Annotated in this window: 15 protein-coding genes; 13 read left to right on the top strand and 2 right to left on the bottom strand. The window is 69.4% G+C overall.

Going from position 1 to position 17,330, the window contains the following annotated elements:
- Positions 1–55 precede the first annotated feature (55 nt).
- From MRBLMI12_RS04415 to MRBLMI12_RS04370, 10 genes are all read left to right on the top strand, one after another.
- Positions 56–331 carry a hypothetical protein gene (locus MRBLMI12_RS04415; RefSeq protein WP_363354218.1) on the top strand — a complete coding sequence of 92 codons (276 nt, stop codon included), beginning with the start codon at positions 56–58 and terminating at the stop codon, positions 329–331.
- 40 nt (positions 332–371) lie between these two features.
- Positions 372–1,541, top strand: coding sequence for a hypothetical protein (locus MRBLMI12_RS04410; RefSeq protein WP_363354216.1), 1,170 nt, complete (start codon positions 372–374; stop codon positions 1,539–1,541).
- Between the two features lie 200 nt (positions 1,542–1,741).
- Positions 1,742–2,650 (top strand): phosphate/phosphite/phosphonate ABC transporter substrate-binding protein, encoded by a 909-nt coding sequence (phnD, locus tag MRBLMI12_RS04405; RefSeq protein ID WP_363354214.1) that lies wholly within the window; start codon positions 1,742–1,744, stop codon positions 2,648–2,650.
- Positions 2,650–3,459 carry a phosphonate ABC transporter ATP-binding protein gene (locus tag MRBLMI12_RS04400; protein ID WP_363354212.1) on the top strand — a complete coding sequence of 270 codons (810 nt, stop codon included), beginning with the start codon at positions 2,650–2,652 and terminating at the stop codon, positions 3,457–3,459. Before phnD ends, MRBLMI12_RS04400 begins: the two co-directional genes overlap by 1 nt.
- Positions 3,443–4,291, top strand: coding sequence for a phosphonate ABC transporter, permease protein PhnE (gene phnE, locus MRBLMI12_RS04395; protein WP_363354210.1), 849 nt, complete (start codon positions 3,443–3,445; stop codon positions 4,289–4,291). The genes MRBLMI12_RS04400 and phnE overlap by 17 nt, the downstream gene beginning before the upstream one ends.
- A complete protein-coding gene (locus tag MRBLMI12_RS04390; protein WP_363354208.1) occupies positions 4,288–5,055 on the top strand; it encodes a tyrosine-protein phosphatase in 768 nt (255 codons plus the stop codon). The genes phnE and MRBLMI12_RS04390 overlap by 4 nt, the downstream gene beginning before the upstream one ends.
- The gene (locus MRBLMI12_RS04385) at positions 5,052–5,720 is read left to right on the top strand and encodes a TetR/AcrR family transcriptional regulator (RefSeq protein WP_363354206.1); all 669 of its coding nucleotides are present in this window, start codon (positions 5,052–5,054) and stop codon (positions 5,718–5,720) included. Before MRBLMI12_RS04390 ends, MRBLMI12_RS04385 begins: the two co-directional genes overlap by 4 nt.
- A 187-nt stretch (positions 5,721–5,907) precedes the next feature.
- The gene (locus MRBLMI12_RS04380; protein WP_363354204.1) at positions 5,908–6,708 is read left to right on the top strand and encodes a hypothetical protein; all 801 of its coding nucleotides are present in this window, start codon (positions 5,908–5,910) and stop codon (positions 6,706–6,708) included.
- A 10-nt stretch (positions 6,709–6,718) separates the two neighbouring features.
- Positions 6,719–10,666, top strand: a complete 3,948-nt coding sequence (locus tag MRBLMI12_RS04375) for a Pls/PosA family non-ribosomal peptide synthetase (protein WP_363354202.1) — start codon at positions 6,719–6,721, stop codon at positions 10,664–10,666.
- Positions 10,663–11,967, top strand: coding sequence for a M1 family metallopeptidase (locus MRBLMI12_RS04370; RefSeq protein WP_363354200.1), 1,305 nt, complete (start codon positions 10,663–10,665; stop codon positions 11,965–11,967). Before MRBLMI12_RS04375 ends, MRBLMI12_RS04370 begins: the two co-directional genes overlap by 4 nt.
- Here MRBLMI12_RS04370 and MRBLMI12_RS04365 read toward each other — a convergent pair.
- A complete protein-coding gene (locus MRBLMI12_RS04365) occupies positions 11,921–12,541 on the bottom strand; it encodes a chemotaxis protein CheY (RefSeq protein WP_363354198.1) in 621 nt (206 codons plus the stop codon). The two genes, MRBLMI12_RS04370 and MRBLMI12_RS04365, sit on opposite strands and share 47 nt — an antisense overlap.
- Before the next feature lie 49 nt (positions 12,542–12,590).
- Positions 12,591–13,079, bottom strand: a complete 489-nt coding sequence (locus MRBLMI12_RS04360; protein ID WP_163618360.1) for a YajQ family cyclic di-GMP-binding protein — start codon at positions 13,077–13,079, stop codon at positions 12,591–12,593.
- Between the two features lie 276 nt (positions 13,080–13,355).
- Here MRBLMI12_RS04360 and MRBLMI12_RS04355 point away from each other — a divergent pair, with 276 nt between their 5' ends.
- The 3 genes from MRBLMI12_RS04355 (at position 13,356) to MRBLMI12_RS04345 (ending at position 17,240) form a co-directional block, all read left to right on the top strand.
- Entirely contained in the window at positions 13,356–14,582 is a 1,227-nt protein-coding gene (locus MRBLMI12_RS04355) for a sugar ABC transporter substrate-binding protein (protein WP_363354196.1), read from the top strand.
- Positions 14,583–14,677: 95 nt separating this feature from the next.
- On the top strand, positions 14,678–16,297 hold the full coding sequence (locus MRBLMI12_RS04350) for an ABC transporter permease subunit (protein WP_363354194.1): 1,620 nt from the start codon (positions 14,678–14,680) through the stop codon (positions 16,295–16,297).
- Position 16,298: 1 nt separating this feature from the next.
- The gene (locus tag MRBLMI12_RS04345) at positions 16,299–17,240 is read left to right on the top strand and encodes a sugar ABC transporter permease (protein WP_363354192.1); all 942 of its coding nucleotides are present in this window, start codon (positions 16,299–16,301) and stop codon (positions 17,238–17,240) included.
- Positions 17,241–17,330 lie beyond the last annotated feature (90 nt).

The raw sequence follows: 17,330 nt of genomic DNA, 5'->3' as shown, positions 1-17,330 counted from the left end.
GAATTCACCTGATGGTGCATCGACCGCAGCTGTGAGGTGTGCAACGCTTGCGCGCATGGGCATGGAGCAGATCTGGCCGGGCCTCTCCGCGGAGACCCGCGACTGGCTGATCGCGAACAACGGCGACGCGGTCCCGGTCGACATCGCGGCCGAGATCGACGAACTCGTCGACGCGGCCGACGCGGAAGACGTGTGGGCGATCGAGTCGGGAGCCGCGCCCGCTGCACTCGAGCCGGAGGACGAGATTCAGGATGCCGACGAGGATCCCGGAGCCCGCTACCTCGCCGAGGACGCGATCGACTGGATCGAAGAGACCGCCAACGACGAATAGCGGATCTGCCGGGGGGTCCCTCGGACACCCGTCTCGGGCCGTGTCCGCGGCACGGATCGCGGCGATCTACGCGGCCTCACGGCTCGTCACCACGTCGTTCTTCCTCCTCGCTGCACGACTGTCGCCCCCTGAGTCCCGGTTCGGCCCCGGTGCGGACCTGGCCACCTACATCGTCGCGTGGGACGCGCAGTACTACCACCGCATCGCGTCGGAGGGGTACCCGGTCGAGCTGCCGCTCACCACCGCTGGTGAGGTCGCGCAGAACGCGTGGGCATTCATGCCGCTCTATCCGTGGGCGGCGGACGCGGCCGGATGGCTCCTCGGATCCTGGGCCGCGGGTGCGGTGGCACTGGCACTCATCGCCGGCTATCTCTGCTGCCTGGTTCTCCGCAGCATCCTGAGGCCGGCGATCGGCGAGACCGCGGCCCTGTGGGCGGTCGTGTTCTTCGCCTCGGCTCCCTTGGCAGCCATGTTCCAGGTCGGCTACGCGGAGGCGCCCTTCCTGCTGCTGATCCTGCTCGGCATCCGCAGTTTGCAGCGAAGGCAGTACGCCGTGTTGTACGCGATCATCCCGGCGATGGCGTTCACACGCCCGGGCGTGCTGGCGTTCGCGCTGTTCCTCGGCCTGTTCGGCATCCGTCGGTGGCTGAGCCGAGCGCGCGAGCCGTTCGCGCGGCGTGAGGTCGTGCACATCGTCACGCTCGCCGGCATCGCGACCGCGCTGGGACTCTCCTGGCAGGTGATCGCCGGCGTCGTGACCGGTCGCGACGACGCCTATCTCGCGACGGAACTCGCCTGGCGGCGGCTGTGGGTCGGTGACGCGGGCGGATTCGTGCCCTTCGAAGGCTGGCCGCAGGCGGCGGACTACTGGTTCCGGTTCTGGGGTCTCGATCCGGTATGGGGTCTCCTCTGCCTGGGGCTCCTTGTGCTCGCCGGCGGCGCCGTGCTGGCGTTCAGCCCGCACGTGGCCCGTCTGGGACCGGAGATCCGGCTGTGGGCGGCCAGCTATCTCATCTACCTGCTGGCGGTCTTCCTCCCGCAATCGAGCGTGTTCCGGATCCTCTTCCCGCTCTCACCGCTCTGGGGCGCTGTGGCCGCCCCGCGGAGCCTTGCCTGGCGACTCGCCGTGCTCGCCACGTGCCTCGTCGGTCAATGGTGGTGGATCTGGAACATGTACGGGCTCGGCACCGAGTTCTGGCACATCCCCTGATCGCTCGGGGCATCGGTCCCGATCCGCGGGTCCGCGGCCTGCGGCGATGACAGCGCAGCGCGGCGTCGAGGCCCTGCCATCGCCAGCTGTTCATCCGGCGTTCCATTCGCAGTCCGGCGGTCTCGTAATTCGTGGTCACCTCGCGGAGTTTGCATACCGGTGTTCTCGAAATCTCCCGAACCCCTGGAAGGAACATCCTCATGCGCCGCGTCGCACCCCCCGCCCTCGGTCTCCTCGGCATCGCCGCACTCGCTCTCACCGGATGCGCGGGCACCGCGTCCGCCTCCGACCCGGATGCCGCCACCGACGCGCCGATCACCATCGCGACACTCCCTCTGGGCGATGACCCGTCGGCCGAGAACCCGATCGAGGCTTTCGCGGCGCTGCTCGAGGCCGAGACGGGCCGCACCGTCGAGGTCACCGACGTTCCCGACTACCTCAGCGTCGTCGAGGCGATCCGCGCCGACCATGTCGACATCGGCATCATGAGCGGCTTCCCCTCGGCCCTCGCCGTCAACACCGGAGAGGTCGACGCCCTGCTCGCCTGGAAGGGCGATGACACCCCGGTCTCCACCTGTGTCGTGCTGCAGGACTCGCCCATCCGGGAGGTCGAAGACCTCGAGGGGGCGACTGTCGCGTTCGCGGACCAGGCCTCGAGCTCGGGGTACTTCATGCCGGTCTACATGCTGCACGAGGCAGGCCTCGAACAGGATGTGGACTACGAGGCGATCTTCGCCGGCGGCCACGAGGGCAGCTTCGCCGCCCTGGAGCAGGGGCAGGTGGATGCCGCCTGCACCGCGATCATGCTGACACAGCTGGGCGCGCCGTACTTCCCGTTCGCGGACGGCGAGTGGCGCGGGGTCGGCGAGAGCCCGTCGATGCCTGTCGCAGGCACGGTGCTTGCTCGCCAGTCGCTCGACGACGAGACCCGCACGCTGCTCGAAGAGGCGCTTCCGGCCGTGTTCTCGGAGGAGAACGCGGAAGCGCTCGGCGCGCTCGGCGAGGGGTTCATCGGCAGAGAGACGATCATCGCCCCTGAGTCCGAGCTCTTCGAGGGCTTCGTCGACATCGCGGCGGTCGCCGGCGTGAAGCTCGAGGACCTGCGCTGATGACGCTCACCCTCACCACGGATGCCGCGGCGGCGGCGGCATCCGTCAGCCCTGTCGTCGCAGTCCGCGGCCTGGCGGTGGCGTACGACCGCACTCCTGTCCTGCGCGGCGTCGACCTCGATCTGCACGCGGGCGAGACCGTGGCGCTGCTCGGGGCCTCCGGTTCGGGCAAGTCCACACTGATGCGCAGCCTCACCGGGTTCGCACCCATCACCGCCGGCAGTGTCCGCGTCGCTGGGGGAGAGGTGGCGTCCATGCGGCCGCGCGAGCTCCGGGCACTGCGCGCGGAGGTGGGCCAGGTGTTCCAGCAATTCAACCTGATCCCGCGCCTCAGCGTGCTCACCAACGTGCTCACCGGCTGTCTGCACGGAGCGGGCACGTTCAACCTCGTCGGCGGCTTCACGCGCGAACAGCGAACGCGCGCTCTCGACCTGCTCGACCGGGTCGGCATCGCCCACAAGGCCACCGAGCCGGCCCGCTCGCTCAGCGGCGGCCAGCAGCAGCGCGTCGCCATCGCCCGAGCGCTCATGCAGCGTCCCCGCGTGATCCTCGCCGACGAGCCGGTGGCCTCACTCGATCCGAAGCTCGCCGACTCGGTGCTCACCCTGCTGCGCGACATCGCACGGCAGGACGGCATCCCGGTGCTGGTGAGCCTGCACGTGCTGCCGCTCGCGCTGGGGCACAGCGACCGGATCGTCGGCCTGCGTCACGGCGAGGTCGTCGTGGCGGCGCCGACTGCGCAGCTCGACGCCGCGGCGCTCGCCGTGGTCTACGACGACGAGGAGGGGACGGATGAGCATCACGACTGAGCGGCCCCGCGGTGAGAAGTCGCCGGCCATGCCGCAACTCGACCCCGCCGAACGCGACCGCCTCGAACACGCCTTCCGGATCCCGCGCGCGCGATTCGGTCTCGGACTGATCGCCGCGTTCGCGGTGCTGGTGTGGTCGTTCCAGGGCGCGGAGTTCAACTTCGCCAAGCTCGCGGACGGCGCGGTCAACATGACCGAATTCCTCGGACGACTCTTCCCGCCGGACTTCTCCGACTTCGGCACCATCCTCGCCCTGCTCATCGAGACGTTGCAGATGGCGATCGTCGGCACCGTCCTCGGCGCGGTGTTCTCCCTGGTCGTCGCGTTCGGAGCGGCATCCAACATCGCCCCGAAGTGGGTGTACTACCCGTGCCGGTGGCTGATGAACATCATCCGCTCGGTGCCCGATCTCGTGTTCGCGCTCATGTTCGTCTCTGCCGTCGGCCTGGGCCCGTTCGCGGGCATCCTGGCGATGACCCTCGGCTCGATCGGATCCATCGGCAAGGTGTTCGCCGAGGCGATGGAGTCCGTCGACCGCGGTCCGCTGGTCGCGATGGAGGCCGTCGGCGCCTCGAAGCGGCAGGTCGTCCAGTACGGGGTGCTTCCGCAGGCGGCGCCGCTGCTGGTCTCGTACACGCTGCTGCTGTTCGAGGGCAACGTGCGCGGGGCGACGATCCTCGGCCTCGTCGGCGCCGGTGGCATCGGCCTTGAACTCACCACCGCGATGCGCATGTACGACTACGGACACCTCTGCGCGATCGTCATCTGCATCATCGTCCTGGTCACCGCCATCGACCAGGGCAGCGCATTCATCAGAAGGAGAATCACATGACCGCCGCCCTCATCGATCTCGAGCTGAGCGCTCCGGTCAACCTTCGCGACCTCGGCGGGATCCCCGTCGCAGGCGGCGTGCTGCGAGACGGCCTCGCGTTCCGAGCTGACGACCTCGCCGTCGTCACCGAGCGCGACGCGCGCGAGCTCGTCGACCGCGGCCTCGTCGCGGTCATCGACCTGCGCACGAACGACGAGGCTGCGCTCACCGGGCGGGGGCCACTGGCTGACCAGCCCGTCGCCTACCACCACCTGCCACTGATGGCGAGCATCGGTGCGGGGATGCCGCAGGGCAGGCGGGTGTCGTTCGATCACGTGAGCATGGGCGAGATGTACGCGCACATGGCCGAGACCTCCGCCCCGCAGCTCGCGGCGGCGCTGTCCCTGATCGCGCTGGCCCCCGGAGCGACGGCGTTCCACTGCGCCGCCGGGCGCGACCGCACGGGCGTCCTCGCCGCGATGCTCCTGCTCGCCCTGGGAGCCTCCGACGAGGCCATCGTCGCCGACTACGCCCGCACCGATGCCAACATGACGGCCATCCAGCAGCGCATGAAGCCGGTGATGGGGGTGCTGCTCGCACGTCTCGGCTTCGACCTCGACGACATGGCAGGGCTGACGACGGACACTCAGCCCATGGACGTCTCTATGCGCACCATGCTCGCCCGGCTCCGCGAACGCCACGGCGATGCCCTCGGCCCGGTGCGGGCGGCGGGACTCACGGACGACATCGTGGCGCGACTGCGCGCGCGAGCGGTGGTCGAGTGAGTCTCGTTGCCACGGCGCATCCGACCGGGGACGCGGTTCGCCGCGGCCCCGGTCGACCGCGCGACGAGGAACTCGACGGCCAGATCCTCGCCGGCGCGCTCGCGCTCATCGACGAAGGCGAATCCGTCACGGTGCGCCGGCTGGTGCAGCGCAGCGGAGCGACGCGGGCGGCGATCTATCGGCGATGGCCGTCACTCACAGCCTTGGTGGCGGCGGCGCTGGATGTCGGCCGCACCGTGCCGCCCGACATCCCCCTCGACGGCGACCTGCGCGAGTGCGTGCAGGCCGCGATGTTCGGCGGGCAGAGCGTGAGCGTCGTGGGGTACTCGGAGGAGCGATTCCGGCAGCGCATACGCCTCGCGATGGCCGATCGGGACCTGCAGAAGGCGTACTGGGCGTCGCATGTCGTGCGGCGACGAGTCGCGCTCGAGGGGGCGCTCGCGACGGGCATCGAGCGCGGCATCCTCCGTGAGGGGCTGGATCCGGCGACGTGCTTCGACCTTCTCGCGGGTGTCGTCTACTACCAGCTCGTCGTGCGCGGGGCCGAGCTGAGCGATCCCGTCGTCTGGCAGCGGTGTCAAGACGCCTTCGACATCGCATGGCGGGGCATGCTCGCCGTGGCGGATCCCCTCGACGGCGCGGAATACGGCGACCTCTACCGGTGATACAGCGCGCGGTGCCCGGCTCACCACCGGGCGCCGCCGCGCTGTCGAGTCGTGGTGCCGTGCGGACCGACCGGGTCCGGAGCGGCCTCCAGCGGGCGGCACGAAGCTGCGACGCCGCAGCGTCCGTCTGTGTCCTCGCGAGAGCGGCGCAAGGTGCCAGTTAACCCGTCCGCGCTAAGGTGCGGCTATGGCCAAGACGACGAAGGCCCAGCGCCAGGCGCTGGACGCGATGGAAGACGCCGCCATCGCGGCGAAGCAGGCGAAGAAGGCGGCCAAGGCTCTGCCGAGCAAGACCGCCAAGAAGCTGCGCGAGCTCTCCGAGGACGCCAAAGACGCCGCGGATGTCTCGAAGAAGGAGCTTCGGAAGAAGCCCGCCAAGGTCGCCAAGCGTGCCACGCGAGCGGCTGACAAGCTCGTGAAGGCGACGGTCCAGGCTGTCGCCAAGGCCGAGAAGAAGGCCCGCCTCCGGGCAGAGGCCGAGCGCGCAGCGGCCGAAGCAGAACGGGTGGCCGCCGAGGCCGAGCAGCGTGTGGCGCAGGCGAAGGAGGCCAAGAAAGAGGCCGCCAAGGCTGCGAAGGCGGCCGAGCGCGCGGACCGTGAAGCCGCGGCGGCGCAGTCGGCTCTCGACAGCGAGCTCGCTGGTCCCGCCGAAACCCAAGGACTGAAGTCGACTGCGGCATCCGGCGCGGCGCCCGCGTCGACCGAATCGGCACCGCCCGTCGCCGCCACGGCGACCAAGGCGCCCGCGCGCAAGACGGTCGCACGACCGGCATCTCGCGCGAAGACCCCCGCCGCGTCATCAACGGTCAACAACGCTGCCGCCGCACCGCGTGCGAAGTCGTCGCGCGCGGCTTCGGCCGCGAGTGGAAACGGAGCATCCGACCTCTCGTCGCTCACGGTCGCCGCGCTGCGGGACCGTGCCCGGGCGGCCGGCAAGACGGGGTACTCGCGCCTGAGCAAGGCGCAGCTCGTCGCGCTCCTGTCCTGAGGTGCAGCCGGTGGGGGAGCCGCGAGAGCAGCTCGAACTCGACAGGTCAGGGTCAGCGACCCCTGCCCGTACCCTTCTCGACATCCTCCGCGAGACGACGGCGCGGCATCCCGAAGCATCTGCCCTCGACGACGGTTCAGGCTCGCTCAGCTATCGAGATCTGATGGCCCGTGTCGGGCGCACCGCGGCGCAGCTTCACGACGCCGGTATACGCCGTGGTGACCGGGTGGGCGTCCGCGTCCCGTCCGGCTCGAAGGAGCTGTACATCGCCATCCTCGCCGTGCTCGCCGTGGGTGCGGCGTACGTTCCGGTGGACGTGGACGATCCGGACGAGCGCGCGCGCCTCGTCTTCGGCGAGGCAGGGGTCCGCGGAGTCATCACCGACGATGGCTACACGTCCGCCGAGGCGCAGGCGGAGGGCGAAGCCGAGGTGGCGGCATCCGCTGCCCTGTTCACGGGTGATGCGCCACATCCCAGTACCCATGCGGTCGTCACGGTTCCGCCGCCGGACGTGACGGACGACGCATGGATCATCTTCACGTCCGGGTCCACAGGAGTGCCGAAGGGAGTGGCGGTCACGCACCGCTCCGCAGCCGCCTTCGTCGATGCCGAGGCGCGGCTGTTCCTGCAGGATGCACCGCTCGGGCCGCGCGACCGGGTTCTCGCGGGGCTCTCCGTCGCGTTCGACGCATCGTGCGAAGAGATGTGGCTCGCATGGCGGCACGGCGCGTGCCTCGTACCGGCACCTCGCGCACTCGTCCGATCCGGCGAGGATCTCGCCCCGTGGCTCATCCGGCAGGGCATCACGGTGGTCTCGACGGTTCCGACGCTGGCCGCGATGTGGCCGGAGGCGTCCATCGAGAACGTGAGGCTGCTGATCTTCGGCGGTGAGGCCTGCCCTCCGGAACTCGCTGCCCGTCTGGCCGCTGACGGCCGCGAGGTGTGGAACACGTACGGTCCCACCGAGGCGACGGTCGTCGCCTGCGCGGCGCCGCTCGACGCCGGCCCCGTGCGCATCGGGCTTCCGCTCGACGGCTGGGCGCTCGCCGTCGTCGACGCCGAGGGCGCGCGTGTCGCCGAGGGCGACATCGGCGAGCTGATCATCGGCGGTGTCGGGTTGGCCCGCTACCTCGATCCTTCGAAGGATGCCGAGAAGTACGCGCCGATGCCGACCCTCGGCTGGGAACGCGCCTACCGTTCCGGCGACCTCGTGCGCTACGAACCCGAAGGGCTCGTCTTCATGGGTCGGGCCGATGATCAGGTGAAGGTCGGCGGGCGCCGCATCGAACTGGGCGAGGTCGAATCGGCGCTGCAGGACCTGCCGGGGATCACTGCGGCGGCCGCTGCGGTGCGATCGACCGATGCGGGCGTTCCCGTGCTCGTCGGATATCTCGTCGCGAACGAGGGAGTGGACTTCGACCGGGCGCACGCGCGTGCCCTGCTGGCGGAGCGACTGCCGGCGGCCATCGTGCCGCTGCTGGCGGTCGTCGACGAACTTCCGGTCCGCACATCCGGCAAGGTCGACCGGGCGGCGCTTCCGTGGCCGCTGCCCGGTGTCGAGGCGCCGCTGGCGGGACTGTCTCCCGCCGAGGCCTGGCTTGCGGAGCAATGGCAGACCGTGCTCGGCATGCCGGTGCCCAGCCGGTCGGCCGACTTCTTCGACCTCGGCGGCGGGTCGCTGGCGGCCGCCCAGCTGGTCTCGCGGATCCGCGTGCGCGTGCCCGAATTCTCCGTCGCCGACATCTACGATGTGCCGCGCTTGAGCTCGATGGCCAAGGCGCTCGGACCGTTGGAGGACGACGGGCCGGCGACGTTCCACCGACCCGTGCCGACGCCCCGCGCCACCCAGTGGGTGCAGACGCTCCTCGGCGTGCCGCTGTTCATCATCACGGGCATCCGCTGGCTGCTGTACCTGCTCACAGCCAGTGCGCTGCTCCAGCTCGCCCCCGGCTTCGAAGCATTGCCCAGCACTCCCTGGTGGGTGCTCTTGATCGGGCTGGCCGTGTTCGCGACGCCCTTCGGGCGCATGGCCATCGCCGTCGTCGCGGCTCGATTGCTCCTGGCGGGCCTGCGCCCAGGCGACTACCCGCGTGGCGGCAGCGTGCATATGCGCCTCTGGCTCGCCGAGCAGATCGCCGACCAGATCGATGCCGTCGGCCTCGCCGGCGCGCCGTGGGTCACCTACTACGCGCGGGCGCTGGGCGCGAAGATCGGGCGCGGCGTCGACATGCATACGCTGCCCCCCATCACGGGGATGCTCGAGTTGGGCGACGGCGCCGCCGTCGAGCCCGAGGTGGATCTCACCGGCACCTGGATCGACGGCGACGTCCTGCGCGTCGGCGAAGTGCGCATCGGCGCCGACGCGACGATCGGAGCCCGCAGCACGCTGGCGCCGGGTACCCGGGTCGGGCAGCGCGCCGACATCGCGCCCGGTTCGGCCGTGTTCGGCCGTGTGCGGGCAGACCAGTCATGGGCCGGATCTCCGGCAGAGCGCGTCGGCGGCGTCGAGTCCGACTGGCCCGCAGAACGGGCTGCGGCGCCGACGCGCTGGCTCTGGGCGTACGCGGTCTCGTCGGTTGCGCTGGCCCTGCTGCCGCTCGTGTCGTTCGCCGTCGGCGGGCTTGTGATCGCGCAGGGGATCCGGGATGCCGAGACCCTGGGCGTCGCATTCCTCGGGGCGCTGGCGTGGCTCGTGCCCGCCGTCCTCGCAGTAGGAATCGTCTTCGCGGCGTCCGTCGTGCTCGCGGTGCGCGTGCTGTCGATCGGGCTGCGCGAGGGCACCCACCCCGTGCGCAGCCGGATCGGATGGCAGGCATGGAGCATCGAGAGACTGCTCGACTCGTCGCGCACGGTGCTCTTCCCGCTGTACTCGAGCCTGTTCACCCCGGTATGGCTGCGCCTCCTCGGTGCGCGCGTCGGTCGCGAGGTCGAGGCATCCACCGTCCTGCTCATCCCCTCGATGACGCGCATCGACGACGGCGCGTTCCTCGCCGATGACACGATGGTCGGCTCGTACGAGCTGCGCGGGGGCTGGATGCGGCTCGGACCGGTCCGCATCGGCAAGCGCGCATTCCTTGGAAACTCCGGAATGGCGGCGCCCGGCCACCGCGTGCCCCGCGACGGGCTCGTCGCCGTCCTGTCGTCCGCGCCGCTGAAGGCGAAGCCGGGTTCGTCCTGGCTCGGATCGCCGGCCGTGCGGCTGCGTCGGCTGTCGGCCGAGGGCGACGAGAGCCGCACCTACCGGCCGACGGTCGGTCTTCGGATCGCGCGCACGCTCTGGGAACTCGGCCGGTTCGTGCCTGTCGTCGTCACGTGCGCGATCGGCCTCGGTGTCCTGTTCGGCCTCGCTGTGCTGTGGGAGACCGTGGGCCCCGTGTGGACGCTGCTCGTCTCCGGCATCGTGATGCTGGCCGCCGGTGCGGTGGCCGCAGGGCTGTCGACCGCGGCGAAGTGGCTCATCGTCGGCACGATCCGCGCGGGCGAGCAGCCCCTGTGGTCGAGCTTCGTCTGGCGCACCGAGGTCTCGGACACATTCACCGAGATGGTCGCCGCGCCCTGGTTCGCCCGCGCGGCCGCGGGAACGCCGGCTCTGGCCGTGTGGCTGCGATCGCTCGGATCGCGGATCGGCCGTGGCGTGTGGTGTGAGAGCTATTGGCTTCCCGAGCCCGATCTCGTCACACTGGGTGACGGTGCGGCCGTCAATCGCGGATGCGTTGTGCAGACCCACCTGTTCCATGATCGAATCATGAGCATGGACACGGTGGAACTGGAGGCTGGTGCGACGCTCGGGCCGCACAGCGTCATCCTGCCGGGGGCGACACTCGGCGCCCACGCGACGGTCGGCCCCGCCTCGCTGGTGATGCGCGGCGAGACCGTGCCCGTGGGCTCGCGCTGGAGCGGCAATCCGATCGGCCCGTGGCGCGCGGTCAAGGTCCGCGCGTACCAGTCGACATCGTGAGTGCTCACGACGCGTACGCACCGCAGAGCGGCGATCCCACCTTCGGCATCGAGTCCTACGAGCTCGATCTCTCGTACCGTGTGCGCACCAACCGCCTCGAGGGGCGCGCGGTCCTCAACGCGGTCGCGGCCGTTCCGACGTCATCGGTCGCCTTGGATCTGATCGGGCTCCGCGTATCGCGGGTGCGCGTGGATGGCGACCGCCGCACGGCCTACACCCAGGGGCCGCGAAAGGTGCGGGTCGTGCTTCCCCGGCGGATGGAGGCCGGGGAGCGATTCTCCATCGAGGTGACGTACGCCGGCGCCCCCGCTCCGCGGCGGACACGCTGGGGCACCATCGGCTTCGAGGAACTCGAGGACGGCGCCCTCGTTGCAGCTCAGCCCATCGGCGCGCCGACGTGGTTCCCCTGCAACGACCGTCCCGACGATCGCGCCCGCTATTCGATCACCGTCGCGACGGATGCCGGCTACACCGCGGTCGCCACCGGCGCCCTCGTCGGCTCGGCGCGACGCGGGCAGTTCGAAACCCGCACGTTCCGTTCCGACGTGCCGACCGCCACGTACCTCACGGCCGTGCACATCGGACGCTACGTCTCCAGCACGCTGCCAGGTTCTGCCGGCCCGGACGGGTTCCCGGTGACGGTCGTCCACCCGCCCGCGCTGCGCACCGAGGTGGCGACGGCCTTCGCACCGGTCACGCGCATGCTGCAGCTGTTCGAGTCCGCCTTCGGTCCGTACCCGCAAGACGCCTGCACCCTTGTGGTCACTCCCGACGAGCTCGAGATACCGCTCGAGGCGCAGGGGATGGCGGTCTTCGGCGCCAACCATCTCGACCCCGCATCGGAGCGCCTGGTGGCGCACGAGCTGGCGCACCAGTGGTTCGGCAACAGCGTCGGCGTCGCGCGGTGGCAGGACATCTGGCTCAACGAGGGTTTCGCCTGCTACGCCGAGTGGATGTGGTCAGAGGCAGCGGGCCGCCAGACCGTCCACGAGAAGGCGGCACGGCACCACGTCCGGCTCGCCGCGCTCGATCAGGACCTGGTGCTGGCCGATCCCGGTCCCGGGCTGATGTTCGACGATCGCGTCTACAAGCGTGGCGCGCTGACCCTCTATGCGCTGCGACGTCGCATGGGGGAGAGCGCCTTCGCGGCACTCCTGCGCGAATGGGCGAGCGCCGGCGCCGGCGATTCGGTGACGACCGCGGACTTCCGTGCCCTGGTCGTGCGGCTCGCAGGGGCAGACATCGACGCGCTGCTCACGGCGTGGCTGGATCGACCCGAGCTGCCTCCGATGCCTCGCTGAGTGCGGCACTGATGACGAGCCCCGGTGGGCCGCCGATGTCCCATCCGCCGATGACCGGTCCGCCCGGCACGACCGCCCGCCATCCGTGGCCGCCCACCGGTGCGACGGCGACGGTGCCCGGGTCGACGCGAAGCCCCCGGCCGTCCGCCTTGAGGGCAGCCTCCACCCGCACCCAGTCGCGCAATCGCACGCCCGATCGAGCGCCGAGGATTCCGTTCAGACCTGCAGCGTCCCGCACCGGGTCGGTCTCGACTTCGGCGTCGATCGCGAATGTGCCAGGACCGCGCGAGGCGACCGCCGCGACGGCGACGCCGCTCGCATAGGCGACGGCAGGCCGGGCCAAGCCATCCGTCGTCCGAACCGGACCGTGTGGTCCGCCGCAGCGCGCGCAGGGATTCGACAGCTCGGCGCCCGGCGCCAGCATCCCACGCAGAAGATCCCACGCCACGTCGCGTCGTGCAGCGCCGTTCGGCACGACCTTCCACGCGAGCTGCAGCCGCGTGGGAGGTGTGGTCGCGAGCTCGCGCTCGATGCGGCCGGTGTCCGGCACGGCGCGAGGACTGCTGCCGCTCACGAAGTGCCCTCCGTCCGCTGCCTGAAACACCGCAGGTCAGGAGCTGGCGCTACCGGTAGTTGATGAACTGCAGGTCGACCTCGAGATCGGCGGCCTTCAGCAGGCGTTGCACCTCCTGCAGGTCGTCGCGGGACTTGGACTGCACGCGCAGTTCGTCGCCCTGGATCTGCGACTTGACGCCCTTGGGCCCCTCGTCGCGGATGATCTTCGAGATCTTCTTCGCATTCTCCGACGAGATGCCGTCCTTGATCGTCGAGACGATCCGGTACTCCTTGCCGCTGGCGAAGGGCTCCCCGGACTCCAGGCTCTTCAAGGAGATGCCGCGCTTGATGAGCTTCGACTGGAAGACGTCGAGGACGGCCTTCGCGCGCTCCTCGGTGCTCGCCTTGATGAGCACCGACTCGCCGCTCCACTCGACGGAGGCGCCGGTGCCCTTGAAGTCGTAGCGCTGCTCGATCTCTTTGCGCGCCTGGTTGAGGGCGTTCTCCGCCTCCTGGTGGTCGACCTTGCTGACGATGTCGAACGAGGAATCTGCCATGCGGGGAAGTTTAGTGGCCGAGCGGATGCCGCGCCCCGGTGTCGTGGCGCGGTCCCGGCGATCCAGAGCCGGCGTGACATGGGAAAGCGCCTGCAAGCGATTTCAAATTCTTTCGCTCTATCACGGCGGGATATCGATCCCAAGCCCGTGTTGCCAGATCTCACGGCGCAAGGTAATAATGTAAGCGCTTGCATTTCGCAGCACGAGTCACAGCCGCACTGTCGCGATCGGCAACGCGGCCGAACTCACTCAGTACTCCAGAGAGGCACTGCACCGATGAAGGTGAACAAGAAGAGCTGGCTCGCTCTCGGCGGCCTGGCCGTCGCATCCATCGTCCTCGCCGGCTGCGCCGGCAGCGGCACCCCTGCCGACAGCGATGAGGGCGACGCGTCGACCGAACTGACCGTCTGGGTCGACACCGAGCGTGTCGACGCACTGAAGGGCGCTGCAGAGGCCTACACCGAGAAGACCGGTGTCGAGGTCGACCTCGTCGGCAAGGACGTCGACAACATCAAGAACGACTTCATCCAGCAGGCGCCCACCGGCCGCGGACCCGATGTCGTCATGGGCGCGCACGACTGGCTCGGCGAGCTCTCGTCGAATGGCGTCGTCGCCCCGATCGAGCTCGGCGACACCGCTGCCGACTACGCTCCCGTCGCGCTGCAGGCGTCGACCTACGAGGGTACGACCTACATGCTCCCGTATGCGGTCGAGAACATCGCGGTGCTCCGTAACGCGGACCTCATCCCCGAGGCAGCGGCGAGCTTCGACGACATGATCGCCAAGGGCACCGCGGCGGGCCTGGCCACGCCGTTCGTCGTGGAGCAGGGCGTCGAGGGCAACCCCTACCACCTGTACCCGTACCAGACGGCGTTCGGCGCTCCGGTGTTCGGCACCGACGCAGAGGGCAACTACGACCCGACCGACCTGCAGATGGGCAACGAGGGCGGCTTCGAGTTCGCCACGTGGCTCGGCGCGCAGGGTGCCGCCGGTGCGTTCAACACCGACATCGACGGTCAGATCGCGAAGGACAAGTTCCTCGCGGGTGAGGCGGCCTTCTGGCTGACCGGCCCGTGGAACGTGGGCGCGGCGGTCGACGGCGGCATCAACGTCGCGATCGACGTCATCCCCAGCCCGACCGACGCCCCGGCGCAGCCGTTCGCCGGTGTCAAGGGCTTCTTCGTGAGCTCGGAGTCCGACAACAAGGTCGCCGCGAACGACTTCCTCGTCAACTACATCGGCACCGAGGACGTCCAGCTGTCGCTGTTCGAGGCCGGCAACGTGCTGCCCGCCCTCACCGCCGCTGCCGACGCGGCCGCCTCCGACCCGATCGTCGCCGGCTTCCAGGCCGTGGGCGCCGAGGCCGTCCCGATGCCCGCCATCCCGCAGATGGGTGCGGTCTGGGAGTTCTGGGGCGTGGCCGAGGCTGCGATCATCAACGGTGCCGACCCCACCGCGACGTGGCAGAAGCTCGTCGATGACGTGACCACCGCCATCCAGTAAGCAGTCCGTCGCGGTCCCACGGACCGCAACGGTGACCGGGGTGGGTGCTCGCGCACCCGCCCCGGTCATGGCTCCACCCACGACGAGGACGAAGCATGACCGACACCCTCACGACGGCGCCCGAAGACACGGCGCCTCCGAGCCCACGGCAGCGCAGCGCCGCGCGCATGGCCGATGCCGCCGGCGGCCGCCTGCGCTGGCTGATCTTCAAGATCGCTCTGCTCGCGATCGTGGACGCCGTCGCCGTCTTCGCGGTGTTCGTGCTGTTCCTGCACAACGAGTGGCTCGTTCTCGCCCTCGTCGCCGCTGTGACGATCCTCGTGAACTGGATCTACTTCTCGCGCAAGCAGATCCCCGCCAAGTACCTGACGCCGGGCATCCTGTTGCTCATCGTCTTCCAGATCTTCACGCTCGTCTACACGGGCTACATCGGCTTCACCAACTACGGCACCGGCCACAACGGCAGCAAGGACCAGGCCGTCGCCTCGCTCATGCGGTCCTCGCTCGTGCGCGTCGAGGACTCGCCGACGTTCGATGTCACCGTGGTCGAGCGTGTCGGCGAACTCGGTCTGCTCGTGACCGACCCCACTGACGGCGATGTCTCGCTGGGCACCAACCTGCAGCCGCTCGAGCCGGTCGACGACGCCACGATGGAGGGCGGCAAGGCCGTCGCCGTCGACGGCTGGACGACCCTCCAGTTCGCCGACGTGCTCTCGCGAAGCAACGACATCGAGGCGCTCGCCGTCCCGTACAGCGACGACCCGAACGACGGCGCGATCCGCACGCAGGACGGCCAGAAGGGCTACCTGTACGTCTCGACTCTCGAGTACGACGCGACGGCCGCCACGATGACCGACACCAACACGGGCACCGTGTACACCGACAACGGCGAGGGCGCGTTCGTCTCGGACGAGGGGGAGGAGCTGCTCCCGGGCTGGCAGGTCTTCGTCGGCTTCGAGAACTTCGTCAAAGCGGTGACGGATGCCTCGATCCGGGGGCCCCTCCTCTCCGTGACCGCGTGGACCTTCGTGTTCGCCGCGGTGTCGGTGGCCTCCACCTTCTTCCTCGGTCTCCTGCTCGCACTGGTGTTCAACCACAAGGGCATGCGCTTCAAGAACACGTACCGGATCATGCTGATCCTGCCGTACGCGTTCCCCGCCTTCCTGGGGGCGCTCGTGTGGGCGGGCATGATGAACGAGAGCTTCGGATTCATCAACCAGGTGCTGCTGGGTGGGGCCGAGATCCCGTGGCTCACCGACCCGTGGCTCGCCAAGGTCTCGGTGCTCCTGGTGAATCTGTGGCTCGGCTTCCCCTACATGTTCCTGGTGTGCATGGGCGCGCTGCAGGGCATCCCGGATGAGGTCAACGAGGCCGGCGTGATGGACGGCGCGAACCCGTGGCAGATCTTCCGCCGCATCAAGCTTCCGCTGCTGCTGGTGACCGTGACGCCGCTCCTGATCGCGTCGTTCGCGTTCAACTTCAACAACTTCAACCTGATCTACATGCTCACCGGGGGCGGTCCGCGCATGGAGGACACGGCGATCCGCGTCGGGCACACCGACATCCTGATCTCGATGGTCTACAAGGTGGCGTTCACCGGCGAGAACCGCGACTACGGCCTCGCATCCGCCTTCACGATCCTCATCTTCATCGTGGTCGCCCTGATCTCGATCGTCAGCTTCCGCAAGACCAAGGCCCTCGAGGAGTTGAACTGACATGACCGAGGTCCGACTGTCACACAGTGACCAGACCGCGCAGAGCACGACCGCGGCGGCGGAGTACGAGCCGACCCAGCGCCGCCGTTCCTTCGGCCGGTGGTTCGCCGACACGGGGTGGCGTCATGTCGTCGCGATCGTGGTCTCGATCTTCGCGATCTTCCCGCTGCTGTACGTCCTGTCGGCGTCGCTGAACCCGCAGGGCACCCTGACGGGGTCGAACCAGCTGTTCTCGGCGATCGGCATCGACAGCTATGTGCGCATCCTGACCGATCCGCAGATCCCGTACCCGATGTGGTTCCTCAACACGATCGTCGTGGCCACGGTCACCGGCTTCGTCATGGTGTTCATCGGGGCGCTCGCCGCGTACGCCTTCTCGCGCATGCGCTTCGCGGGCCGCCGCGTGGGCCTGATCACGATCGTCGTGGTGCAGATGTTCCCGCAGCTGCTCGCCGTGGTCGCGATCTTCCTCATGATGAGCACCATCGGCGACTGGTTCCCGGCGATCGGCCTGAACACGCTCAGCGGTCTGATCCTGATCTATCTCGGCGGTGCGCTGGGCGTCAACACGTACCTCATGTACGGGTTCTTCAACACGATCCCCAAGGAGCTCGACGAGGCCGCGAAGATCGACGGCGCCGGCCATGCGCGCATCTTCTTCACGATCATCCTGCGTCTGGTGGCGCCGATCCTCGCGGTGGTGGGCCTGCTGTCCTTCATCGGCATCGTCAACGAGTACGTCATCGCGAGCGTCATGCTGATCGACCCGGAGAAGCAGACCCTCGTCGTCGGGTTGACGAAGCTGGTCTCCAACCCCCGCTACGCGGACTGGTCGGCGTTCTCGGCCGGTGCGGTCATGGCAGCGATCCCGGTGGTCGTGGTGTTCCTGCTCCTGCAGAAGTACATCGTGGGCGGACTGACCGCCGGCGCGACCAAGGGCTGAGACGACCTCGAACGGGCGGAGCGGATGCCGCGGCATCCGCTCCGCCTTTTGTGGCGCCCGCGCCCGGGTCGTGCCGCGGCAGGCTGTGGA

The organism is Microbacterium sp. LMI12-1-1.1 (assembly GCF_040676455.1).
Classification (GTDB): domain Bacteria; phylum Actinomycetota; class Actinomycetes; order Actinomycetales; family Microbacteriaceae; genus Microbacterium.
The sequence above is the reverse complement of the archived record's forward strand: the minus strand, read 5'-3'. Positions and strand labels throughout refer to the sequence as shown.

Coding starts and splice junctions, on each gene's coding strand:
- MRBLMI12_RS04415 (WP_363354218.1), top strand. CDS start 56: ATGGGCATGGAGCAGATCTGGCCGGGCCTCTCCGCGGAGACCCGCGAC.
- MRBLMI12_RS04360 (WP_163618360.1), bottom strand. CDS start 13,079: ATGGCAGATTCCTCGTTCGACATCGTCAGCAAGGTCGACCACCAGGAG.
- MRBLMI12_RS04390 (WP_363354208.1), top strand. CDS start 4,288: ATGACCGCCGCCCTCATCGATCTCGAGCTGAGCGCTCCGGTCAACCTT.
- MRBLMI12_RS04400 (WP_363354212.1), top strand. CDS start 2,650: ATGACGCTCACCCTCACCACGGATGCCGCGGCGGCGGCGGCATCCGTC.
- phnD (WP_363354214.1), top strand. CDS start 1,742: ATGCGCCGCGTCGCACCCCCCGCCCTCGGTCTCCTCGGCATCGCCGCA.
- MRBLMI12_RS04350 (WP_363354194.1), top strand. CDS start 14,678: ATGACCGACACCCTCACGACGGCGCCCGAAGACACGGCGCCTCCGAGC.
- MRBLMI12_RS04345 (WP_363354192.1), top strand. CDS start 16,299: ATGACCGAGGTCCGACTGTCACACAGTGACCAGACCGCGCAGAGCACG.
- phnE (WP_363354210.1), top strand. CDS start 3,443: ATGAGCATCACGACTGAGCGGCCCCGCGGTGAGAAGTCGCCGGCCATG.
- MRBLMI12_RS04380 (WP_363354204.1), top strand. CDS start 5,908: ATGGCCAAGACGACGAAGGCCCAGCGCCAGGCGCTGGACGCGATGGAA.
- MRBLMI12_RS04355 (WP_363354196.1), top strand. CDS start 13,356: ATGAAGGTGAACAAGAAGAGCTGGCTCGCTCTCGGCGGCCTGGCCGTC.